Origin of the sequence: Carnimonas bestiolae (genome assembly GCF_051251145.1) — a bacterium.
Taxonomy (GTDB): domain Bacteria; phylum Pseudomonadota; class Gammaproteobacteria; order Pseudomonadales; family Halomonadaceae; genus Carnimonas; species Carnimonas bestiolae.
This window is the reverse complement of the sequence record NZ_JBPCZK010000002.1, coordinates 192,695-211,838: the sequence shown is the minus strand read 5'-3', so window position 1 is coordinate 211,838 and position 19,144 is coordinate 192,695. Positions and strand designations below refer to the sequence as shown.

The window sequence follows — 19,144 nt, the reverse complement described above, 5'->3', positions numbered from 1 at the left end:
GTATTTCGACCATCCTCTGCGACTCGACAGGAAGCGCCTTTATGGCAACCGTTAACATCCATGCGTTGAATAAACGCTATCCCAATGGCAATCACGCGCTGCGTGATATCAATCTAAGCATCAACGCTGGCGAACTGATCGTGATTGTTGGCCCGTCGGGCTGCGGAAAATCCACCTTGCTCCGCACCGTTGCCGGCCTTGAAAGCATCAGTGACGGCGAGCTGTATATCGATGAGCAGCGCGTCAACGACAAGGAACCCGCCGCACGCGATATCGCCATGGTGTTTCAGAACTATGCGCTCTATCCCCATATGAGCGTGTTCGACAACATGGCCTATGCGCTGAAGAACCGCGGTGTCGACAAGGCCAAACGCACTCAGCGCGTTACTGACACCGCACGGCTGCTCGGGCTGGAATCACTGCTGGAGCGGCGTCCGCGCCAGCTCTCGGGCGGTCAGCGCCAGCGCGTGGCGATGGGGCGCGCGATTGTGCGCGATCCTAAAATCTTCCTGTTTGATGAGCCGCTCTCGAACCTTGATGCGGCGCTACGCGTGCAGATGCGCCTGGAAATTCGCCGCCTGCTACGCCAGCTAAACACCACCGCCATTTACGTTACCCACGATCAGGTCGAGGCAATGACGCTGGCGGATCGTTTGGTTGTCATGCGCGATGGCCGCATTGAGCAGGTTGGTACTCCGCTGGAGCTATACCAGCGACCCGCCACCCCCTTCGTGGCACAGTTCATGGGCTCGCCTGCCATGAATGTGGTGGCACTTCCCGACACGCTTGCTGAACACTGGCGCGAGCTGCTGGCACCCCATGCGAGTGCCGTTACCCAACTGGGCATTCGCCCCGAGCATCTCACCGAATGCAGCGCCAACGATGCCTTGCTGTCACTTAAGGTGTCCATGGTCGAATCACTTGGCGCAGAAACGCTGGTGTATGGCGATAGCGAGCACTTCGACCAGCCGTGGGTGGTGCGGCTCGGCGCTCATCGCCCTATCAGCGAGGGCGAATTGCTTCATGTGAACACTACCGCGCAGCAGCTGCATTTGTTTGATGCCAGCGGGGCGCGTATTGCGCGTTCGGGCCAATAAACCACCCTTCGAGGCGGGCAAGATGTGCTCGCCTTACCCTGTATTGCTTAACTGAAACTTTATTCACTGCGCTATTTATTTATCACGCTAATAGAAATTGGGCATCGATAAATTGTCGAGAAGCGCCGAATACCACCCTTAAAACAGTATGTTATACCATACCCAAAAATATGACCTTGTTTCGTCTCTTTTATTTCCCCGCAATCGTTAAACTTATTTAAATGATAATAATTGCTTATTGCGTCATAACATGACCGGTTGCCCTGAGAAGCGGCCAGCGCCACGCCGCTAGCACCATGGATGGTGCCCTAATCCTGCGGTTATCGCGCCGGAACATCGTTATTGCCTTCTCTCGGCAGCCGCTTACCCTCCCCGATTCTCGGTAAATACGGTCTGTCTATGAGCAAATCTTATCTTTGTACTCCCGCCTTGCGTATTTTGAGCCGTTCCGACCTTGCTGACATTACGTTGCCGCCGTCAGAAGTTATTGCGCGCGTTGAAGATGCTTATCTCGCCTATGCTCAGCAACTATCTCGATGCCCTACCAAACTGATGATGCCCATCCCTCGAACAGAGAGCGACGCCGTTGCTTACTCGATGCTGGGCTATGACGGCACCTTGCAACAGGTAGGTTTCAAAACCTCCTACCGTCAAGGCAACGACAGCGCCGAGAAGTACTACACCACCCTCACCCTGTATGACGACGCACGCGGCCTGCCCTTCGCGCTTATGGACGGCCACCGCATTGGCAGCCTGCGCACGCCGGCAACCTCCGCCATCATTGCCAAGCATTGCGCCCATTCCAAAGCGCGTTCGGTGCTGATGGTCGGTACTGGCGCGCAGGGGCTGCACACCCTGCCGTATATCATCGATGTGCTGCCCCAGCTCGAAGAAACGTGCTTCTTCGGCACTCATCCCGACGGCATCAAGGCGATGCACGACACCTTCTCCTATTACTGCCCTGATCGCACGCTGCAGCAGGTCGATGATCTGAAGGCCACGATTGCCGAGGCGGATATCGTGATAGCCGCTTCGGGCCGTGCAGCACACCCGAAAATCCAGACCGCCTGGATGAAGCCGGGAGGACTGCTGATTTCGGTTTCCAGCAAAGGGGTCGAAGCCGGCGCGCTGCGTCAGGCCGATTACGTGGTGGCCACCAATACGCAGCAGATGGGCGTTACCGGACACCGGCTGGCACAAGGATCCAATGGTGAACCCGGCGAGGCGAAGGTAAATGCCGAACTACCCGAGATCGTGGCCGGCAAGGCCGCAGGGCGAACCAGCGACGATCAGCGCATCTTTGCGTTCTCAAGCGGCATGGTAATTACCGATATTCCGGTCGGGCACGCGCTTGCCAACCGCGCTATCGCTGCCGGCCGTGGCGAGAGGATCACACTATGGCAGTAGCAGAGAAACACCCTCATCTGCCCGCCATTGAGCGCGACTGGGCCGTTCGTTTGCGCGCCAATAGTGCGCTGATGCGGCAGATTCACGCCGCCGTGAACGGCCCCTTCCACCTCGTACATCCCGCCACCTTCGCCAGCAATCTATGCGCCTTCCAGCGTGTGCTGACAGAGCAGCGAGTAAACGGCGATGTTTATTACGGCAAGAAGGCTAACAAAGCCAGCTGTTGGCTCAGCGAAGTGGCGCGCATGGAGGGCTGCGTCGATGTCGCCAGTGTGCCCGAGTTTGTTCATAGCCTCGCCAATGGCATTCGCGGCGATCAGATTGGCATTACTGGCGCTGCTAAAAGCGAGCGGCTGCTATGGCTGGCGGCGCGTCACGGCGCGTTGGTGGCTATCGATGCGCTCGACGAGCTGGAACGGGCCATCCGCATTGCCGCAGATGGCGAACGCATCAATATCTTGCTGCGGGTGCTACCGCCCAAGGCACCCAATAGTCGCTTTGGTCTCAATCAGCAGGAACTGGAGCACGCGCTAAAACGCTGTCTCGAGGCCTGTGAGCTGGTGGCAATGAAGGGCTTTTCGTTTCACTTGGATGGCTACGCCGTCGCGCCTCGTGCCGCCCTTGCGCACCAACTGATCGATACCATCGACGCCGCTCGAGCGCTGGGGCTAACCGCCAATACGCTATCGATTGGCGGAGGCTTTGCGTGTGCCTACGTTACGGAAAACGACTGGCAACGCTTCAATGCCGCTTACTCGCCCGAGCTGTTTCATGCCGACAAGCAGTTCGCAGGCTTCTATCCCTACTATCAGGCACCTACCGGGGCAGCCATGCTGCGCGAAATTCTCATGACGCCAGGCCCCGAGCAGACCACTCTTGCTGCTCGTCTTAATCAGCACCGTATCCGACTGCTGCTTGAGCCCGGCAGGGCGCTGCTCGATGGCGCAGGCATGAGCGTTTTTCCGGTGCAGGGCTACAAGCACCACCACGACTGCGATCACGGCATCGTGACGGTTAACGGTTTGAGCATGAGCCTGTCAGAGCAATGGAAGAACAGCGAATTCCTGCCCGATCCGTTACTGCTGCAATGCGGTGCCGAGCGCGATCAGATACCCACCCGTGCCGCCATCGGCGGAGCCAGCTGCATGGAATACGACGTCCTGAGCTGGCGCAAGATTCCCTTCGCCGCACCGCCTCGTCACGGTGATCTGATCCTGTACCCCAACACCGCGGGTTATCAAATGGACAAGAACGAAAGCGAATTTCATCAATTACCGCTACCGCCCAAAGTCGTGGTTCGTGAACGTGAGGGCGATACGCTATGGAGCCTCGATCAATGAATACGGTTACCAATCTCCCCAGTCTTGCCAACCGCCGAGCCATCTGCACCAGCTGCCACCAACTGATTGGCGGCACACCGCTATTACAGCTCGCCACTACCGGCGCTGGCAGCCGCTTGCTGCTCAAGCTGGAGCTGTGCAATCCCACCGGTTCCTGCAAAGTGCGCATGGCGCGCGAAATGGTGCTGGCGGCTGAACGCGAAGGCAAACTGAAGCCGGGCGGCCACATTGTCGAGCCCACCTCGGGTAATACCGGGACCGGCCTGGCGATGGTCGCAATCGAGCGCGGTTATCACTTCACCGCCATCGTTGATCACCATGCATCGAAGGATAAGCTGCGGGCGATGAAGGCGTTGGGAGCAACGCTGGTCTATGCAGAAGGCAGCGGCACCGGTCCCAGCACCGTCGAGCGACGTCGCATGGCCGCCGAAATTGCGGCCAATACCGGCGCTTACTGGCCTGACCAGCACCACAACCCAAACAACAACCTCGGCTACCGCGCGCTGGCGCAGGAGTTGATTGACGATTTGGGCAGCGGCATCGACTACATTGTCGGCGCAGTAGGTACCGGCGGTACGCTGTGCGGAACGGTGTCAGCACTGCGTCAGCGCCGCTGCGACGTGACCAGTATCGGCGTGGAGCCACGTGGTTCGATTCTATTTGGCGGGCCCGCTGGTGCTTACTGGCAAACTGGCGCAGGTGCCCCCGGCGGCTTCGAAGTTGGGCCCAATGTACAGCTGGAATTGATAGATGAGCAGCTTAAGGTCGATGATATCGATGCATTTTCCACCGCCCGTGTGGTTGCGCGGCGCAGCGGTATTTTGATGGGAGGCACTACTGGCGCCGCTATCCACGCCGCGCTACAGCGATTTACCACCGTTGAAGCGGGCAGCACCATGGTGGTGCTGGCGTGTGATGCTGGCGAAAAATATCTCGACACTGTCTACGACGATGATTGGCTGCGCGAGCGCCATTTGCTCAGCGATGTGGTGCATCAGCGCATTCAGCGCCAACTGGACGATCTGGCCGCATCGGTGGGCATCGGCACGGCCGACGCGACAACGGTAACGGAGCATGCCTCGTGAGTATATCGCTGGTTCGCTGTAAAGAGATCACGGCCTTGTCGGCACCGATTATCGGAATTCAGTTTGCGCAAGTAGCGCTTACCAGTACTGACCTGCTGATGATGGGCCTGCTTAGCGTGCAAGCGCTGGCTGCGGGAGGTATGGCGCTATTGCTCTATAACCAGCTGCGCACCATGTGCGTGGGAATGGTGACAGGCGTCGGCAACATGATTGCGGGTGCGGCAGGCGCAGGTGAGAAGCGCAGCGGCAACGATACGCTCGACCGCCAGGCCATCGAAGAGATACACGATCTGGTGCGCAGCTCGCTACTGTTGGCCACCGTCGTTTCTATCGTGGCCGCTGCGATATTGGTAGCGCTTGGCGTCGGCCTGACACTGGCAGGCCAGTCGCCGCAGGTGGCGGCGTTGGCGCGACCAATCATGGCAACGTTATCGCTTGGCCTGATTCCGATGCTGTGGCTCAATGTGCTGCGCCAGTTTGCCGTGGGCATGCGCAGACCCGGCTCGCTGCTTGGCGTCACCATTGCCTCTATCGCCGTAAACGCGCTGCTAAATGCGGTGTTTATCTTTGGCTGGCTGGGAATACCCAAGCTAGGGCTGGCCGGCATCGGTATTGCCACTACGCTGGTACAGCTATGGACGGTGCTGGTGTACCTACGCTGGCTGCTGCGCGATAAAACGCTACGCCCGCTACTGGCGTTTGATATCTGGCGCGCTCGTCCAGACACCCTCAAACGCATCGTGAGCATGGGCATACCGATCTCGCTTACCTACGGCTCGGAAGCCGCCATTACCTCGGTGGCGACAGTGCTGATGGGCACGTTCGGGCCGCTGGCGCTGGCAGCATCCAACATCGTCAACCAGCTGGCGTATATTGTCTATCAGCTCAATATTGGCTTGTCGCACGGCGCATCAATTCTGATCAGTCGCTTGCATGGCAAGGGTGATGTGCATTTGGTGCGCGATATCGGGCAAAACACCCTGGCTATTAGCTTCACACTCATGGCCGCTATTGCGCTGGTGTATATCGTGCTACCGGGCGCGGTGTTGTGGCCCTTTATGGGCGATACTCACGACCCTGTGCTGTACGCGATGGCGTCAACGCTGCTGTGGTTTGCAATTGTTCATCAGTATGCGAAAGGCAGCCAGAATATCTGCATTGGCCTGATGCGCGGACTGGGCAATACCAAAGCGGGGTTTTCAAGCACCTTGATCGGCTACTGGGTGGTGGGTATCCCGTGCATGCTGCTGTGTGCCTATGGCTTTGGCTGGCAGGGGTACGGTGTGTGGGGCGGACTATGCATCGGTTTCGCGACCACTAGCGTGCTGCTGTGGCGGCGCTTCCACCACGCCACTGCGCAGCATCATGGCCTTGCCCAACCTGAATAACCGCGCTCTGTCATGGCGCTTTACCGACTATTCGGCAACCCACCATTCCACCGTCGAACGCCCCGCGTAAAGCGCTGCCAGTTGCTCTCCCGCCTCGCTCAGCTGCTGATCAAGCTGCCAGGGCGGGTTGAGTAGCAGCATGCCCGAACCGTACATGCCACGAGTTTGTGCGGTGTCGGCATAAATCACTTCGCTGCGCAGCACCTTGCGCACGCCGCTTTCGCGCACCGCCTTAAGAAGCTCAAGGTGACGCTGCGCTGCCAGCAGGGGATACCAGATCGCCACTACTGCATGGCGCACCTTTTCCGCAATACGCGAAAGCGTCTCTGCAACGGCCAGATAATCGCTCTTCACTTCATAGGAAGGATCGATCAGCACGCACAAGCGCGGCGTTGCCACCGGTAAATGCTTGAGTAGCGTGGTGGGGCCGTCGCCAAAGTGACGACGCGCACCTACCGGCAGTTGCTGATCGAACTGCTGAAGGTGCCGATGCTCGCCGGGGTGCAGCTCGTAGAGCTCCAGATGGTCACCGCTGCGCATCGCCCGCGCCAGCCACCATGGCGATCCCGCATAGCAGTGCAGATGTTCGTCGGGATTGAGAGCAGCGAGCTGCTGCAACCAGCTGTGGACAAGTGACGGCTGTGGAAAACTCTCGCGGCGCTGCCACAGCGGCTGGATACCGTCCAGAAATTCGCCGCCGCGCTGGGTTTCCGCGCTATCCAGCGGATAAATACCGCGCCCCGCGTGGGTATCTACCCAAGTGATGGCCGACGTTTTTTCCCGCAGTCGCTGTGCCAACGCAAACAGCGTCAGGTGTTTATGTACGTCAGCGATATTGCCCGCATGATAGGCATGTTGGTAAGCAAGCATTCAGCATCTCATACGGGCGCCGCGCGCCATTGGCCTGAAACGGCACGCTCATTTAACGCGCCGGTGTGATTATTGCCCAGGAATATCCTGCGAAGGCAGCGACTGACCGGGGACCGCCTGATCAGGAAGCTGCTGGCCGGAGGGATCGCGCTGCGCGTCGGGATCACCCTGACCCGGCACATACTGCTCTGCCGAGATTTGCCCCTGGATCACCTGATCGCGGTACTGTGGTGGCACCAGCGTAATGGTAACGCGACGGTTTTTCTCGCGATCCTGGCGGGTAGCGTTGGAAGCAACGAAGTTGGTCGCGCCCTTGCCTTCAATATGCAGCCGTTTGTAAGGAATACCGCCTTCGGTCAGATAATTGGCGACCGCCTGCGCACGCAGCTGAGACAACTGACGATTGTATTTGGCACTACCGGTGTTATCGGTATAGCCCGTGACCAGTACCTGCGTATCAGGGAAGTCGCTCAGTGCCGAGGCGACCTTGCCCAGCACTGGCTTAACGCCATCAGACAGCGTGCTGGAGTCATTGCCAAACAGCAGCGCGTTGGGAAGCTCCAAGCGTACGGTCGTCGCTGTGCGAATCACCTGAGCACCGCTACCGGATACGCCTTGGCGCAGTTGGCTCGCCTGATGATCGAGCTGCCGAGCGCCCTGCGCCGCCGAGCCTTGGCTGTTTTCGCCATTGGCGTTGGCCGCTACTGCGGCCTGACCCGTTACTGCGCTCAGCATTAGCGCAAAGGTGACTGCGAGACCGCGCTGTATTAACCCTACCTTGTTCATCTCGACATCCTTATCGACTGTCATCGAATACTTTCGGCAATTATGACGTTAATGCCCGATGCCCGCTAGGCGTGCGCTGGAAAGTTGACGAGCGGAACGCGCCATTCCACTACCACCATAGCCCAAGCAAGAAATGCGTGTGCATCCGGCCGCGTTAGCGTGGTGCTTACGCCAGCGATAGCGGCTGCTCGACGTCTGCCAGCACGTCGTTCAGGAACGCCAACCCCTTCTCGCTGGTCGATAGCCGCGGATTCAGGGTAAGCAGGCCACGTTGGCGCACCTTGGCCGTCGCGCGCTCAAGAGTGGCTAGCGATAGACCGGTGCGGGCCGGCCAAAGTTCAGTTTCAACGCCTTCTACCAGACGCAGAGCGTTAAGCAGAAACTCAAGCCCAATTTCATCATCGCCGATCACCTGCTGGCCGGCTACAAAACCACGTGGATCGGAACGCCTGCGCAAGTAGGCATCGGGCTGTCGGCTTTTCCAGCGCCGCAGCGCGCTCAGGCGGCCGTTTTCGATACGTGTGAGCTTGCCATGCGCTCCAGCACCAATGCCCAGATAGTCGCCGAACTGCCAGTAGTTCAGGTTGTGCTGAGAGCGCTGCTCGGGTGAACGTGCATAGGCCGAAACTTCATAGCGCTCGAAACCCGCCTTCTTCAAACGCTGGTGCCCTTCGTCCTGAATATCGAACAGGGTGTCTTCTTCAGGCAACTGCGGCGGATGCGAATAAAACTCGGTGTTGGGCTCCAGCGTTAGCTGATACCAGGAAAGATGCGTTGGTGCGAGCGAGAGCGCCCGCTCGATGTCATCCATCGCGTCGCTTACGCGCTGGCCAGGCAGGCCGTGCATGATATCGATATTGAAGTTGTCGAAGCCTGCGCTACGTGCTGCACGCACCGCTCGCTCGGCGTCATCACCGTTATGGATGCGTCCCAGCGTGGTGAGGTGATCATCGTTGAAGCTTTGAATGCCCAGCGACAGGCGATTGATGCCCGCCTCACGGAACCCGTCAAAGCGGCTGCGTTCAACGGTGCCCGGGTTGGCTTCAAGGGTAATTTCCATCTCAGGCGCGAAGAGAATCCGCGCGCGGATCTCCCTGAAAAGACGCTGGTAGGCCGCTGGCGAAAGTAGACTGGGCGTGCCACCGCCAATAAAAATCGAGTGCAGCGGTCGACGCTCGACCATCGCAAGATCCTGAGTCAGATCGTCGATCAACGCATCGATATAATCACGCTCGGGCAACTCGGCATGCTTCCCGACACCGTGAGAATTAAAATCACAGTAAGGGCACTTGCGTACGCACCACGGCACGTGAATATAGAGCGATAGCGGCGGCAGGGCAGTCATTACAGCGCCTTCAGCTCTTCTACTAGCGCGGCTACCGCGCGACCACGGTGCGACAAGCGGTTTTTCTCCGATGCCGGTAGTTCAGCGACACTCATTTCACGGTCGCGCAGCCAAAACAGTGGGTCATATCCGAAGCCCCCTTCGCCGCGCGGCAGCGAGAGAATATCGCCTCGCCATTCGCGCTGAACGATCAACGGCGCAGGGTCCTCTGCGTGGCGCAAATAGACTAGCGCACACCAGTAGCGCGCACCGCGTAGCCCTTCCGGCACCTCTGACAGCGCGTCCAGCAGTTTGCGATTATTGGCCTGATCGTCGCTGGGCTGGCCCGCATAACGCGCTGAATAGATGCCGGGCGCGCCATTCAGCGCATCGACCGCCAACCCCGAGTCATCTGCCAACGCCGCTTTGCCACTGGCACGTGCTGCGGCGCGCGCCTTGATCAAGGCATTTTCAACAAACGTCAGCCCGGTTTCCTCGACATCGTGGACACCGTAATCAGCTTGTGAACTCAGCGTCACACCTAACGGCGCCAGCAATTCTTCAAACTCACGCAATTTTCCGGGATTGGCGCTCGCCAGCACCACTTCGATGGATGACATTCGGCATACGTCCTATGACTACTTGATGGGTAGCGTCACGCCGCTATGGCAGACACGAATGAAAAAACGGCTAACACAGGCACCGCATTACCGAAAACGTGACGCGTATTTCTAAACAACAGTTTATACGACAACGCCCTGCAACAAGCAGGGCGTTTAGCGTTTGCTACGAGCGGGCCGCGCGCTAGCTAAGGCGCAGATGCTCGCGAATCAGGCTGACCAGCGTTTCGTTAGCATCCGGCGCATCGGTATCGATCTGAATCAAATGGGTGCGCTCTTCACCTTCGAAGGGCTCGAACGCACGCTGCTGATAGGCCAACAGCTCGGCCGCCAGCGCCGGGTCCTGATCGCGTTTTTGCGAGCGACGCTCAAGACGTGCCTTAAGCGTTTCATCGCTTGCCTTGAATTGCACCATTACCAGCGCCAGCCCGCGATAGCGCGCCTCATTGCTCAGCAGCTCGCGCTGATCGCGCATCAGGCAAGTAGCATCGACATAGGCCGGATAGCAGGCTTCAAGCAGCGCACCGGTAATACGCGCCATGCGCTGGTAAGTTAGCTGCGTCATTTCGGCAGAGAACTTATCGAGCGCTGGCAGCCCTTCGGCCTCACGCTGGCGCATCAAACGCTCGCGTTCAGCGCTGGAACGAACGCGTATGCCGGCCAGTTCACGCATCGCTGAGCGGGTAAAGCGGCTTTTTCCCGAACCGGTAACGCCGACACCCAGCAGCAGATAGGGCACACGGAATTCGTAGATATAGACGATCGCCTCAATATAGCCCTTGAGCGCCTCGGGGTAATCGACCACATTGAGCGCGCGCTGCAGCGCAAAGAATACAGCGGCATAGTCGAACAGCCGCATCATCTCGAAGTCGCCGCATCCTTCCAGATAGCGATCGACCACTTCGTTGGCCAGCGACAGTCCATCCAAGGTCAGAATATCGCAGCACAGAGACACTAGCTCGAGGCAGACATCACCTTCGACCACCTCGCCTACCGGCCGCTGCAACCCCTGCTGTTGACGCTTTTCAAGCGCTGGCTGCATGCGTGCATAGGCTTCCCCGGCCCAGAACTCAAGCTGCTGCAGTTCTTCGTCATAGGGCGCACATGCAGGATGGCTGCGCAGCTCGGCAATGGCAGCCAGCATCGCCTGATCCAGACGCTGGAATTTAGGCTCGGCGCTGGCCACGGGTGAATCGCGGCGTTCAAGCATGGTGTCGCCGATGGTGTGACACAGCGCAATCATGTCGTCTTGACTAAAGGTGTCTGCCTGCTCAATTAACGCAGCATCGATCACCCCGTGAAGATGGAGCGCCTCGAACAAAGGCTTACGGGAAGTCTGAGTCAAGATATGGCTCCTGGCTTGAGCCAACCGTTCAGCAACGGGTGGCGCGGTTGAAAATAGTGCAATGGTGACCCTTGGGTACAAATAGTATCAAAGAGTTACTTACTTGGCTCGACTGTAAGAACAAAGCGTTACGCTAATGTGGCAAATGCTTTTTCTGCTGCATCAAGCGTTGCCTGAATCTCATCGTCGCCGTGCACGCTCGACATGAACGCCGATTCGTAGTTGGAAGGTGCCAAATACACCCCTTGATCCAACATATGCGAGAAGAAGCGGCGGAACGCCTCGATATTACACGCTGTCGCTTCACTGAAATTGGTGACCTGCGCTTGATCAGTGAAGAAGATGCCGAACATGCCGCCGGCCTGATGGGTAAGCAGTGGGATACCGGCCGCTTTGGCGCGCGCTTCAAGCCCTTCACAAAGCTGGCTAACGCGACGCGCTAGCGCATCGTGGAAGCCGGGCTCGCGCACCTTGCTAAGCAGCGCAACACCGGCCGCCATCGCCAGCGGATTACCTGCCAGGGTACCTGCCTGATAAACGGGCCCCAGCGGCGAGATGTTTTCCATGATATGACGCTTGCCGCCAAACGCGCCCACCGGCATACCACCGCCAACGATCTTGCCCAGGCACGTCAGGTCAGGCGTGATGCCATAGTGTGCCTGAGCACCGCCGAGCGCTACGCGAAAACCGGTCATCACCTCATCGAATATCAGCACCGCACCGCTCTCGTCGCAGACCTCTCGCAGCGTCTCGAGGAAGCCTGGCTGTGGCGGAATGCAGTTCATGTTGCCTGCGACCGGCTCAACAATGATGCAGGCAATTTCGTGACCGCGCTCGGCAAACAAGCGGCGTACCGCCTCGCTATCGTTATAGGGCGCCGTCAGGGTATGCTCCGCCAGCGAGGCAGGCACCCCAGGAGAACTTGGCTCACCCTGGGTCAGCGCACCAGAGCCTGCCTTGACCAGCAGCGAATCGACGTGACCGTGGTAGCAGCCTTCGAATTTAAGAATCTTGTCACGACCGGTGTAGCCGCGCGCCAGCCGAATCGCCGACATGGTGGCTTCGGTGCCCGAGTTGACCATACGCACCATTTCGATCGACGGGATAATCTCGCAGACCAGATCCGCCATGGTGGTTTCGAGCGCCGTCGGGGTACCAAACGACAGCCCTTCTTCGAGGCGCTGGCGCACCGCGTTAAGCACGTCAGGATCCGCATGACCGGTGATCATTGGCCCCCAGGAGCCCACGTAATCAATATAGCCTTTGCCCTCAACATCGTAGATGTAGGCACCTTTGCCGCGCTCGATAAATACCGGTGCGCGATCAATACCGGTGAAGGCACGCACCGGAGAATTTACACCACCGGGAATATGGCGCTGAGCAAGATCAAAAAGCTGTTGTGAGGTTGTCATGAAGATATCCTGGGAAAAGACGGCATCCGGTGCTGGTAACTGTCCCACTGCTAGCCAAGGGGAGAACTACCGGTCATCAATAGGCGACTAGTCTGACACAGCTTGGCGAAGTCGAAAAACCGCGTGTGCGGGGCTAGAGCTCCCGAACACCGCGTGAACGACGGCGGCAAGATCTGCGCCTGCGTCGATCACCTGGCCAATATTGGCACTGTCGATCCCGCCAATGGCCACCACCGGCAGCTGCCATTGGCGTGCTTCGCGCAGCAGTGTGAGTGGTGCGGGCGGTGCATCCGGCTTGGTGCGCGAGGCGAAGAAGCGGCCGAAGGCGAGGTAGCTGGCGCCTTCATCTACCGCCTGCGCTGCACTCTCGAGGCTGTCGTGACAGGTAGCGCCAATGATGGCAGAAGCGCCTAACTGCGCGCGCGCGGCCGCAATCGAACCGTCCTCCCGCCCCAGATGCACGCCAGCATTCACTGCTTTCGCAAGGTCGACATCATCGTTGATAATCAGCGGCGTATCGTAGTGATCGCACAGCTGCTTTAGCCGCTGCGCTTGTCGTAAGCGGCGCTGCTGATTGACGGATTTGTCGCGATATTGCAGCAGCGCAATTCCACCTTCCAGCGCCGCTGCTACGCGTGAAAACAGCGTGTCGTCGTCGGGCATCAAGTGCGCATCGGTAATTGCATAAATACCGCGCTGCCAGCCTGAATTATTCATTACCTTCTCTACCTTGGGAGCTGTTGCCATACCACCGGTCGGGTAGGTATTGACCTTCGCCCAGCTGCTGCGCATGCTCCAATGAACGCCAAGTGTAGCGCTGAGCGCGTTCGCAGGCTTCCGCCAACGATTGACCGAGCGATAACTCCAGCGCAATGCGGGCTGCCAGGGTACAGCCGGAACCGTGATAGCTCCCTTGCAAACGCGGCCAGCGCCATTCACGCACCATCTGCCCCCGCTGATAGAGCCGATGCACCACGGCGTCGCCTGAAGGTGCTTCTTCAGGCAGCGGATCAGTTCCTGTGATCAGTACCGCACTACCTTCGCTACACAGCGTTAGCGCGCGCTGTTCATCGTTGGGCTGCTCGGGCACCAGCCGTGCAAGTTCACTGCGATTAGGGGTCACGACGGTGGCTCTTGGCAGCAATGACGCCCTGACTTCCGCCGCCAGATCATCGTCGGTTAGCGCTTTGCCGCCGCCCGCTTTCAGCACCGGATCAACCACAATCGGCACCGATGGAAACTCGTCCAACAGTGCAACCACGGCTTGCGCGCTGGCTTTACTGGTCAGCAGACCAATCTTGATGGCCTGCGGTCTAATGTCAGCGGTGGCGGTAAGCGCTGCCGCCCGTAGGTAGTCAGGCGCCACGTCGTAGACAGCCGACACATTGGAGGAATCCTGCACCGTCAAGGCGGTCGCCACGCTCAACGCCCAACCGCCACCGCTACGAATGGCCTCCTGATCCGCCCCAATACCCGCGCCGTTGGTCGGATCATGTCCCGCCAGCACCAGCACGACCGGCATTGTTGGCATGATGATTTCCTCTTCCGCATCGCCGCGTTACCTTCAGCGATGCGTGTACATAACGCCGCCAGGTGCGTTTCGCATAGTCTGGTGTATCGTCTGGCAACTGACGGCGACTCAAGCCGTCAACATGGCTTCTGCGCTTAAAACGGCTGCACGATTGTCAGCACCACGATGGCACCCATGATAGTGGGAGGAATCATGCTGAAAATCTTGTAGAACAGCCGCGGTTTTCCCTGAGTAGTGCGCAGCTTACGCATGAAGGCCTTGCACATGTGGTGACAACCGATCAGCAGAATAACCAGCACAAGCTTGACCCAGAACCATGGCGCGCTGAGCACATAATGGTACTGGACAATCGCCAGTAGCACGCCTAACCCGAGCGTCGCATACATGGCGGGATTCATCACAACGCGGTAAAGCTGACGCTCCATCACTTCAAAGCGGCGCGCGCCCTGCTCGTCTCCCTGACGCAAGGTAACGACGTGGTACTTGAACAGGCGGGGAAGATAAAACAGCCCCGAAAACCACAGAAATGCGGCAATCAGGTGAAACGCCACTAGCCAAGCAATCATAACGGCTCCTCTTCGGTCACAACTGTAGTGCGCTATGGATGGCACATTACCGCTCATCCAACGCTTTTCATTATAAAAGGCGTATCCACGTGGGTGGCCATTGCAGCGTATTGCCATTATGAAGCAAAGCGCGGCACCAACCCTGTTGCTACGCCTTAATGTACTTCAACATCATTGTTGGCACATCGCCAATACTGCTTCGCCATCGTGCTGGAAGGTCACGAACACACTGCCATTCAGATGGAATAACCGACACCGTCGCCGATCTCTTGACCAAAATGGTACACTAACACTCATCAATGCGATGTTGCTGATCCTTTTACCGTAAAGCGCTGGAATCGCACCGATCTTTCGCGATCCATGGTGCATGCAACGCGCTGAACCAACGGCGTCACCAACACGCTGCAAAACGACTCAATAGAACCTGCTACTGCCGGGCCCAAGCGAAGGCTTCACTCGTACCAAGCGTTTATCGCTATGCCGTTAGGCCACGTGAGCAACGGGGCAGGTTAATGCCAGGAGGCTCTTACCCATGAGTGGTGCCCAATCCTTCGTGCCGTCTCCGCTTTATTTGACCGAAAGCGCTGCTTCACGCGTTCGAACGCTAGCGGAAGCCGAGAACAATCCCAACCTGAAGCTGCGCGTTTACGTCACGGGCGGTGGCTGCTCGGGCTTTCAGTATGGCTTCGATTTCAGTGAAGCCGTCGATGACGAAGACACCATCGTGGAAAAGGACGGTGTCAAAATGCTGATCGATCCTCTTAGCTATCAGTACCTGGTAGGCTCTACCGTTGATTTTGAGGAAGGGCTGGCCGGCGCACGGTTTCTGATCAAAAACCCCAATGCCACTACCACCTGTGGCTGCGGCGCATCGTTCAGCGTCTAACCTCTCGTCAAATCTCCCCAATGCCGTCACTGAGCCTACGCTTAGTGGCGGCATTGTTCGTTGTTCCCCCGCATTTTCCCTCATGTCGTCCCAGCGCCACTGAAAACTGTCTGGCGCTGACTGCCTTCTGTTGTGTTTTCACTTGGCAGCACTGCCGCGAAATACCTCATTTATGCCCTTCGAATCAGCGATCGACACGTTGATTGAGAGAGTAAATCAGCATTTTCACATTTCATTCAGTGATGCCTGAACAGAGGCATAAAACCTAGCAACCATGCGGGGTAGAGAGCGATCACTCGCTTCTTGAACAGCCTGGCTTTACGATGGATCACGGCTGTGGAAAACTCACCCCGTTATCCTCATCAAATCACGCTAAGAGAGGCGCCGTTTCTGGCATCAGTCGACATTGACGTAAACGTTAACAACTACAAAGACAACTACGTCAGACAGAGGTGGATAACCAGAGGACAACTCAGGCTGTGGATATCCCACCTTTCCGTCCACAGGCTACCCACCTGATCTTCGCAGCTCATACGCTTGTTATGCATCGACTAGACAACAGCGTAAGCGCATGAATTTTTGGACTAAAATAATGTTTTCCACAGAAAATCGCGGCAACAATAATCATCACCACAATAAAACTTCATTTAAAAACATTCTTTTTTATTTATTTAGATAAGTACTCTCTGATGCGCACTTCACACATTGGTGTGGAAAACCACTGACGGTTACCCACAGCCACGTTATACTGCTCGCCCTGATCAACACCGTGCTGACGCTTCAGCACCTTCATGTTTTTTTCGCCTGACACTTTGACGCTAACGGAAGCGTCCACCTGAACACCTGTCAGGCGTTCTGCTATCCGAGGTTGTACCGTGGATTACCCTGACCGCTTTGGCGTAATTGTCATCGGCGGTGGACATGCCGGCACCGAAGCCGCTCTCGCCGCCGCCCGTATGGGCGTCAACACTCTGCTGCTGACCCACAACGTCGAAACGTTGGGGCAAATGTCCTGCAATCCCGCCATCGGTGGAATTGGCAAGAGTCATTTGGTGAAGGAAGTTGACGCTCTGGGCGGAGCGATGGCGCTTGCCACTGATCGCGCTGGTATCCAGTTTCGTGTGCTCAATTCACGTAAAGGGCCGGCAGTTCGTGCGACTCGTGCCCAAGCCGACAGAGCGCTATACAAGGCGGCTATCCGCGAAGTGCTGGAAAATCAGCCTAACCTCGCCATCTTCCAGCAAGCGGCAAGCGATCTGATTGTTGAAGGCGAGCGGGTGTGCGGTGTCGAAACCCAGGCGGGTATTCGTTTCTATGCCGACACCGTGGTGCTGTGTACCGGCACCTTCCTCGGTGGGGTCATTCACATTGGACTTGAGCATCACAGCGGCGGTCGTGCGGGCGATCCCAGTGCTAGCGCGCTGGCGCAACGATTACGTGAACTGCCGTTTAATGTGGCCCGGCTGAAGACCGGCACGCCTCCGCGCATCGATGCTAAAAGCGTCGATTTCTCGCGCCTCCAGGTTCAGCCCGGCGACACGCCCACACCCGTTATGTCGTATCTGGGACGCCGTGAATCGCACCCTGAGCAGGTCAACTGCTTTATCGCGCATACCAACGAGCGCACTCACGACATCATTCGCGCCAACCTCGACCGTTCGCCGATGTATTCAGGCGTTATCGACGGTGTAGGGCCGCGTTACTGCCCGTCCATCGAGGACAAGATTCACCGCTTCGCTGACAAGAACAGCCACCAGGTATTCATTGAGCCAGAAGGGCTGACCACCAACGAGCTATATCCCAACGGTATCTCCACCTCGTTACCGTTCGATACGCAGCTTGAACTGGTGCGCTCGATCGAGGGCATGGAAAACGCCCATATCACGCGGCCCGGTTACGCGATCGAATATGATTTCTTCGATCCTCGCGACCTCAGGCATTCGCTTGAAACACGGTTCATCGACAACCTGTTCTTCGCCGGTCAGATTAACGGTACTACCGGTTACGAAGAAGCCGCTGCGCAGGGGTTGCTGGCAGGCACCAACGCTGCGCTACGCACGCTGGGACGTGATGCCTGGTATCCGCGTCGCGATGAAGCCTACATCGGCGTCATGGTCGATGACCTGATTCGTCTCGGTACCCAAGAGCCCTACCGCATGTTCACGTCGCGCGCTGAGTATCGGCTGCTGTTACGCGAAGACAATGCCGATTTGCGTCTAACTGAGATTGGCCGCTCGCTGGGCCTGGTGGATGACCAGCGTTTCACTGCCTTCGAGCACAAGCGCGAAAGTATCGAACGTGAACGTCAACATTTGGCGAATACTTGGGTGCTGCCCAACAGTGACGAAGCCAGCGTGCTGGTGCCCAAGCTGGGCAAACTGGCCCGCGAGCATAACCTGCTGGATCTGCTGAAGCGGCCCGAGGCCGAGTACGCCGATGTGGCGTCGATCAAGCGTGGCGACATGCCAGAGGTTGATGCGGCGGTTGCCGAGCAGGTGCAGATTCAAACCAAGTACCAGGGCTACATCGATCGTCAGCAGGATGAGATCGAGAAATTGAAACGTCACGAGCAGACCGCACTGCCGGAAGATCTGGATTATTCGTGCATCGCAGGACTATCCAGCGAAATCAAACAGAAGCTTGAGCGTGCGCGCCCAGCAACGCTAGCCGAGGCATCGCGAATTTCTGGCGTGACGCCCGCTGCGGTATCGCTGCTGCTGATCCAACTGAAGAAGCGCCAGCACGTTGCGCAGGCCGAGGTAAACGCTGGATGAGTGGTGACAAGACGCTTCAGCCAATACTCGAACAAGGGCTGGCTGAACTTGGCATCGAGCTCGATCAGCAGCGTATTGCCACGCTGCTGCGTTACGTAGCGCTATTGCACAAGTGGAACGGCGCTTATAACCTCACCGCAGTACGTGATCCGCGCGATATGGTGGTGCGCCACCTGCTCGACAGCCTTAGCATCCTACCGTGGGTGAAAGGACCGGCGCTGCTGGACGTCGGAGCAGGCGCGGGGCTGCCCGGTATCGTGCTGGCCATTGCCCGCCCCGAGTTGGCGGTGTCGCTGCTCGACAGCAATGGCAAGAAGGTGCGTTTTCAGCGTCAGGCAGTGCTTGAATTAGGGCTCGATAACGTTACGCCGCTCCATCAGCGCGTTGAATCTCTCGAGTCAGGAGAGGGATTCGATCAGATTGTCAGTCGCGCTTTCGCTGCGGTTGGGCAGTTCGTTGGAATATCTCGCTCACTGCTGGCGCGTGACGGCGAATGGCTGGCGATGGTGGGCCAACTGAACGAGGCGCCCAGCTTGCCCGAGGGCGTTACGCTGATCGAGCAGGCCGTGTTGAACGTGCCCGGTGAACCGGCCAGCCGTCACTTGCTGCGTATTGCGCCTACTGCCCCGTAGCATTGGTAACGGCACATAGCGCCTGGTAATAGCGCCATTGCTGCTGGTATTCATCGCTCAACCCTGTAACGGGTGTCGCTC

At 57.9% G+C, this 19,144-nt stretch carries 18 protein-coding genes; 8 read left to right on the top strand and 10 right to left on the bottom strand.

Annotation, left to right across the window (positions count from 1 at the left end; genetic code table 11):
- The first annotated feature begins 41 nt into the window (after positions 1–41).
- The 5 genes from R84865_RS04310 to R84865_RS04290 all read left to right on the top strand — a co-directional run bounded on the left by R84865_RS04310 (position 42) and on the right by R84865_RS04290 (position 6,317).
- Positions 42–1,097 carry an ABC transporter ATP-binding protein gene (locus R84865_RS04310; RefSeq protein WP_435638929.1) on the top strand — a complete coding sequence of 352 codons (1,056 nt, stop codon included), beginning with the start codon at positions 42–44 and terminating at the stop codon, positions 1,095–1,097.
- 399 nt (positions 1,098–1,496) lie between these two features.
- The gene (locus R84865_RS04305; protein ID WP_435638928.1) at positions 1,497–2,504 is read left to right on the top strand and encodes a hypothetical protein; all 1,008 of its coding nucleotides are present in this window, start codon (positions 1,497–1,499) and stop codon (positions 2,502–2,504) included.
- Positions 2,495–3,844, top strand: coding sequence for a type III PLP-dependent enzyme domain-containing protein (locus R84865_RS04300; RefSeq protein ID WP_435638927.1), 1,350 nt, complete (start codon positions 2,495–2,497; stop codon positions 3,842–3,844). Before R84865_RS04305 ends, R84865_RS04300 begins: the two co-directional genes overlap by 10 nt.
- Positions 3,841–4,929 carry a PLP-dependent cysteine synthase family protein gene (locus R84865_RS04295; protein WP_435638926.1) on the top strand — a complete coding sequence of 363 codons (1,089 nt, stop codon included), beginning with the start codon at positions 3,841–3,843 and terminating at the stop codon, positions 4,927–4,929. Before R84865_RS04300 ends, R84865_RS04295 begins: the two co-directional genes overlap by 4 nt.
- Positions 4,926–6,317: an MATE family efflux transporter gene (locus R84865_RS04290; RefSeq protein WP_435638925.1), complete on the top strand. Its 1,392-nt coding sequence runs from the start codon at positions 4,926–4,928 to the stop codon at positions 6,315–6,317. The genes R84865_RS04295 and R84865_RS04290 overlap by 4 nt, the downstream gene beginning before the upstream one ends.
- Positions 6,318–6,344: 27 nt before the next feature.
- Here R84865_RS04290 and R84865_RS04285 read toward each other — a convergent pair whose 3' ends face one another.
- The 9 genes from R84865_RS04285 to R84865_RS04245 form a co-directional block, all read right to left on the bottom strand.
- On the bottom strand, positions 6,345–7,187 hold the full coding sequence (locus tag R84865_RS04285; protein WP_435638924.1) for a 23S rRNA (adenine(2030)-N(6))-methyltransferase RlmJ: 843 nt from the start codon (positions 7,185–7,187) through the stop codon (positions 6,345–6,347).
- A 69-nt stretch (positions 7,188–7,256) separates the two neighbouring features.
- Positions 7,257–7,997 carry an OmpA family protein gene (locus R84865_RS04280; RefSeq protein ID WP_435638923.1) on the bottom strand — a complete coding sequence of 247 codons (741 nt, stop codon included), beginning with the start codon at positions 7,995–7,997 and terminating at the stop codon, positions 7,257–7,259.
- A 142-nt stretch (positions 7,998–8,139) separates the two neighbouring features.
- Positions 8,140–9,318, bottom strand: coding sequence for a radical SAM family heme chaperone HemW (gene hemW / locus R84865_RS04275; protein WP_435638922.1), 1,179 nt, complete (start codon positions 9,316–9,318; stop codon positions 8,140–8,142).
- The gene (gene rdgB / locus R84865_RS04270) at positions 9,318–9,917 is read right to left on the bottom strand and encodes an RdgB/HAM1 family non-canonical purine NTP pyrophosphatase (RefSeq protein WP_435631978.1); all 600 of its coding nucleotides are present in this window, start codon (positions 9,915–9,917) and stop codon (positions 9,318–9,320) included. The genes hemW and rdgB overlap by 1 nt, the downstream gene beginning before the upstream one ends.
- 184 nt (positions 9,918–10,101) lie before the next feature.
- Positions 10,102–11,262 (bottom strand): P-loop nucleotide/nucleoside kinase family protein, encoded by a 1,161-nt coding sequence (locus tag R84865_RS04265; protein WP_435631977.1) that lies wholly within the window; start codon positions 11,260–11,262, stop codon positions 10,102–10,104.
- 128 nt (positions 11,263–11,390) lie between these two features.
- On the bottom strand, positions 11,391–12,674 hold the full coding sequence (hemL, locus tag R84865_RS04260; RefSeq protein WP_435638921.1) for a glutamate-1-semialdehyde 2,1-aminomutase: 1,284 nt from the start codon (positions 12,672–12,674) through the stop codon (positions 11,391–11,393).
- An 87-nt stretch (positions 12,675–12,761) separates the two neighbouring features.
- The gene (gene thiE, locus R84865_RS04255) at positions 12,762–13,391 is read right to left on the bottom strand and encodes a thiamine phosphate synthase (RefSeq protein ID WP_435638920.1); all 630 of its coding nucleotides are present in this window, start codon (positions 13,389–13,391) and stop codon (positions 12,762–12,764) included.
- Entirely contained in the window at positions 13,384–14,205 is an 822-nt protein-coding gene (thiD, locus tag R84865_RS04250) for a bifunctional hydroxymethylpyrimidine kinase/phosphomethylpyrimidine kinase (protein ID WP_435638919.1), read from the bottom strand. Before thiD ends, thiE begins: the two co-directional genes overlap by 8 nt.
- Positions 14,206–14,339: 134 nt before the next feature.
- Positions 14,340–14,771 (bottom strand): CopD family protein, encoded by a 432-nt coding sequence (locus R84865_RS04245; protein WP_435638918.1) that lies wholly within the window; start codon positions 14,769–14,771, stop codon positions 14,340–14,342.
- A 532-nt stretch (positions 14,772–15,303) separates the two neighbouring features.
- Between R84865_RS04245 and erpA the strand changes: the two genes are divergently transcribed.
- A complete protein-coding gene (gene erpA / locus R84865_RS04240; protein WP_435631972.1) occupies positions 15,304–15,657 on the top strand; it encodes an iron-sulfur cluster insertion protein ErpA in 354 nt (117 codons plus the stop codon).
- 667 nt (positions 15,658–16,324) lie between these two features.
- Here erpA and R84865_RS04235 read toward each other — a convergent pair.
- Positions 16,325–16,492 carry a hypothetical protein gene (locus tag R84865_RS04235; protein ID WP_435631971.1) on the bottom strand — a complete coding sequence of 56 codons (168 nt, stop codon included), beginning with the start codon at positions 16,490–16,492 and terminating at the stop codon, positions 16,325–16,327.
- Between the two features lie 40 nt (positions 16,493–16,532).
- On the opposite strand from R84865_RS04235, the gene mnmG reads away from it, so the two are divergent.
- Both mnmG and rsmG read left to right on the top strand, forming a co-directional pair.
- On the top strand, positions 16,533–18,431 hold the full coding sequence (gene mnmG, locus R84865_RS04230) for a tRNA uridine-5-carboxymethylaminomethyl(34) synthesis enzyme MnmG (protein ID WP_435638917.1): 1,899 nt from the start codon (positions 16,533–16,535) through the stop codon (positions 18,429–18,431).
- Entirely contained in the window at positions 18,428–19,063 is a 636-nt protein-coding gene (gene rsmG, locus R84865_RS04225) for a 16S rRNA (guanine(527)-N(7))-methyltransferase RsmG (RefSeq protein WP_435637380.1), read from the top strand. Before mnmG ends, rsmG begins: the two co-directional genes overlap by 4 nt.
- Positions 19,064–19,144 lie beyond the last annotated feature (81 nt).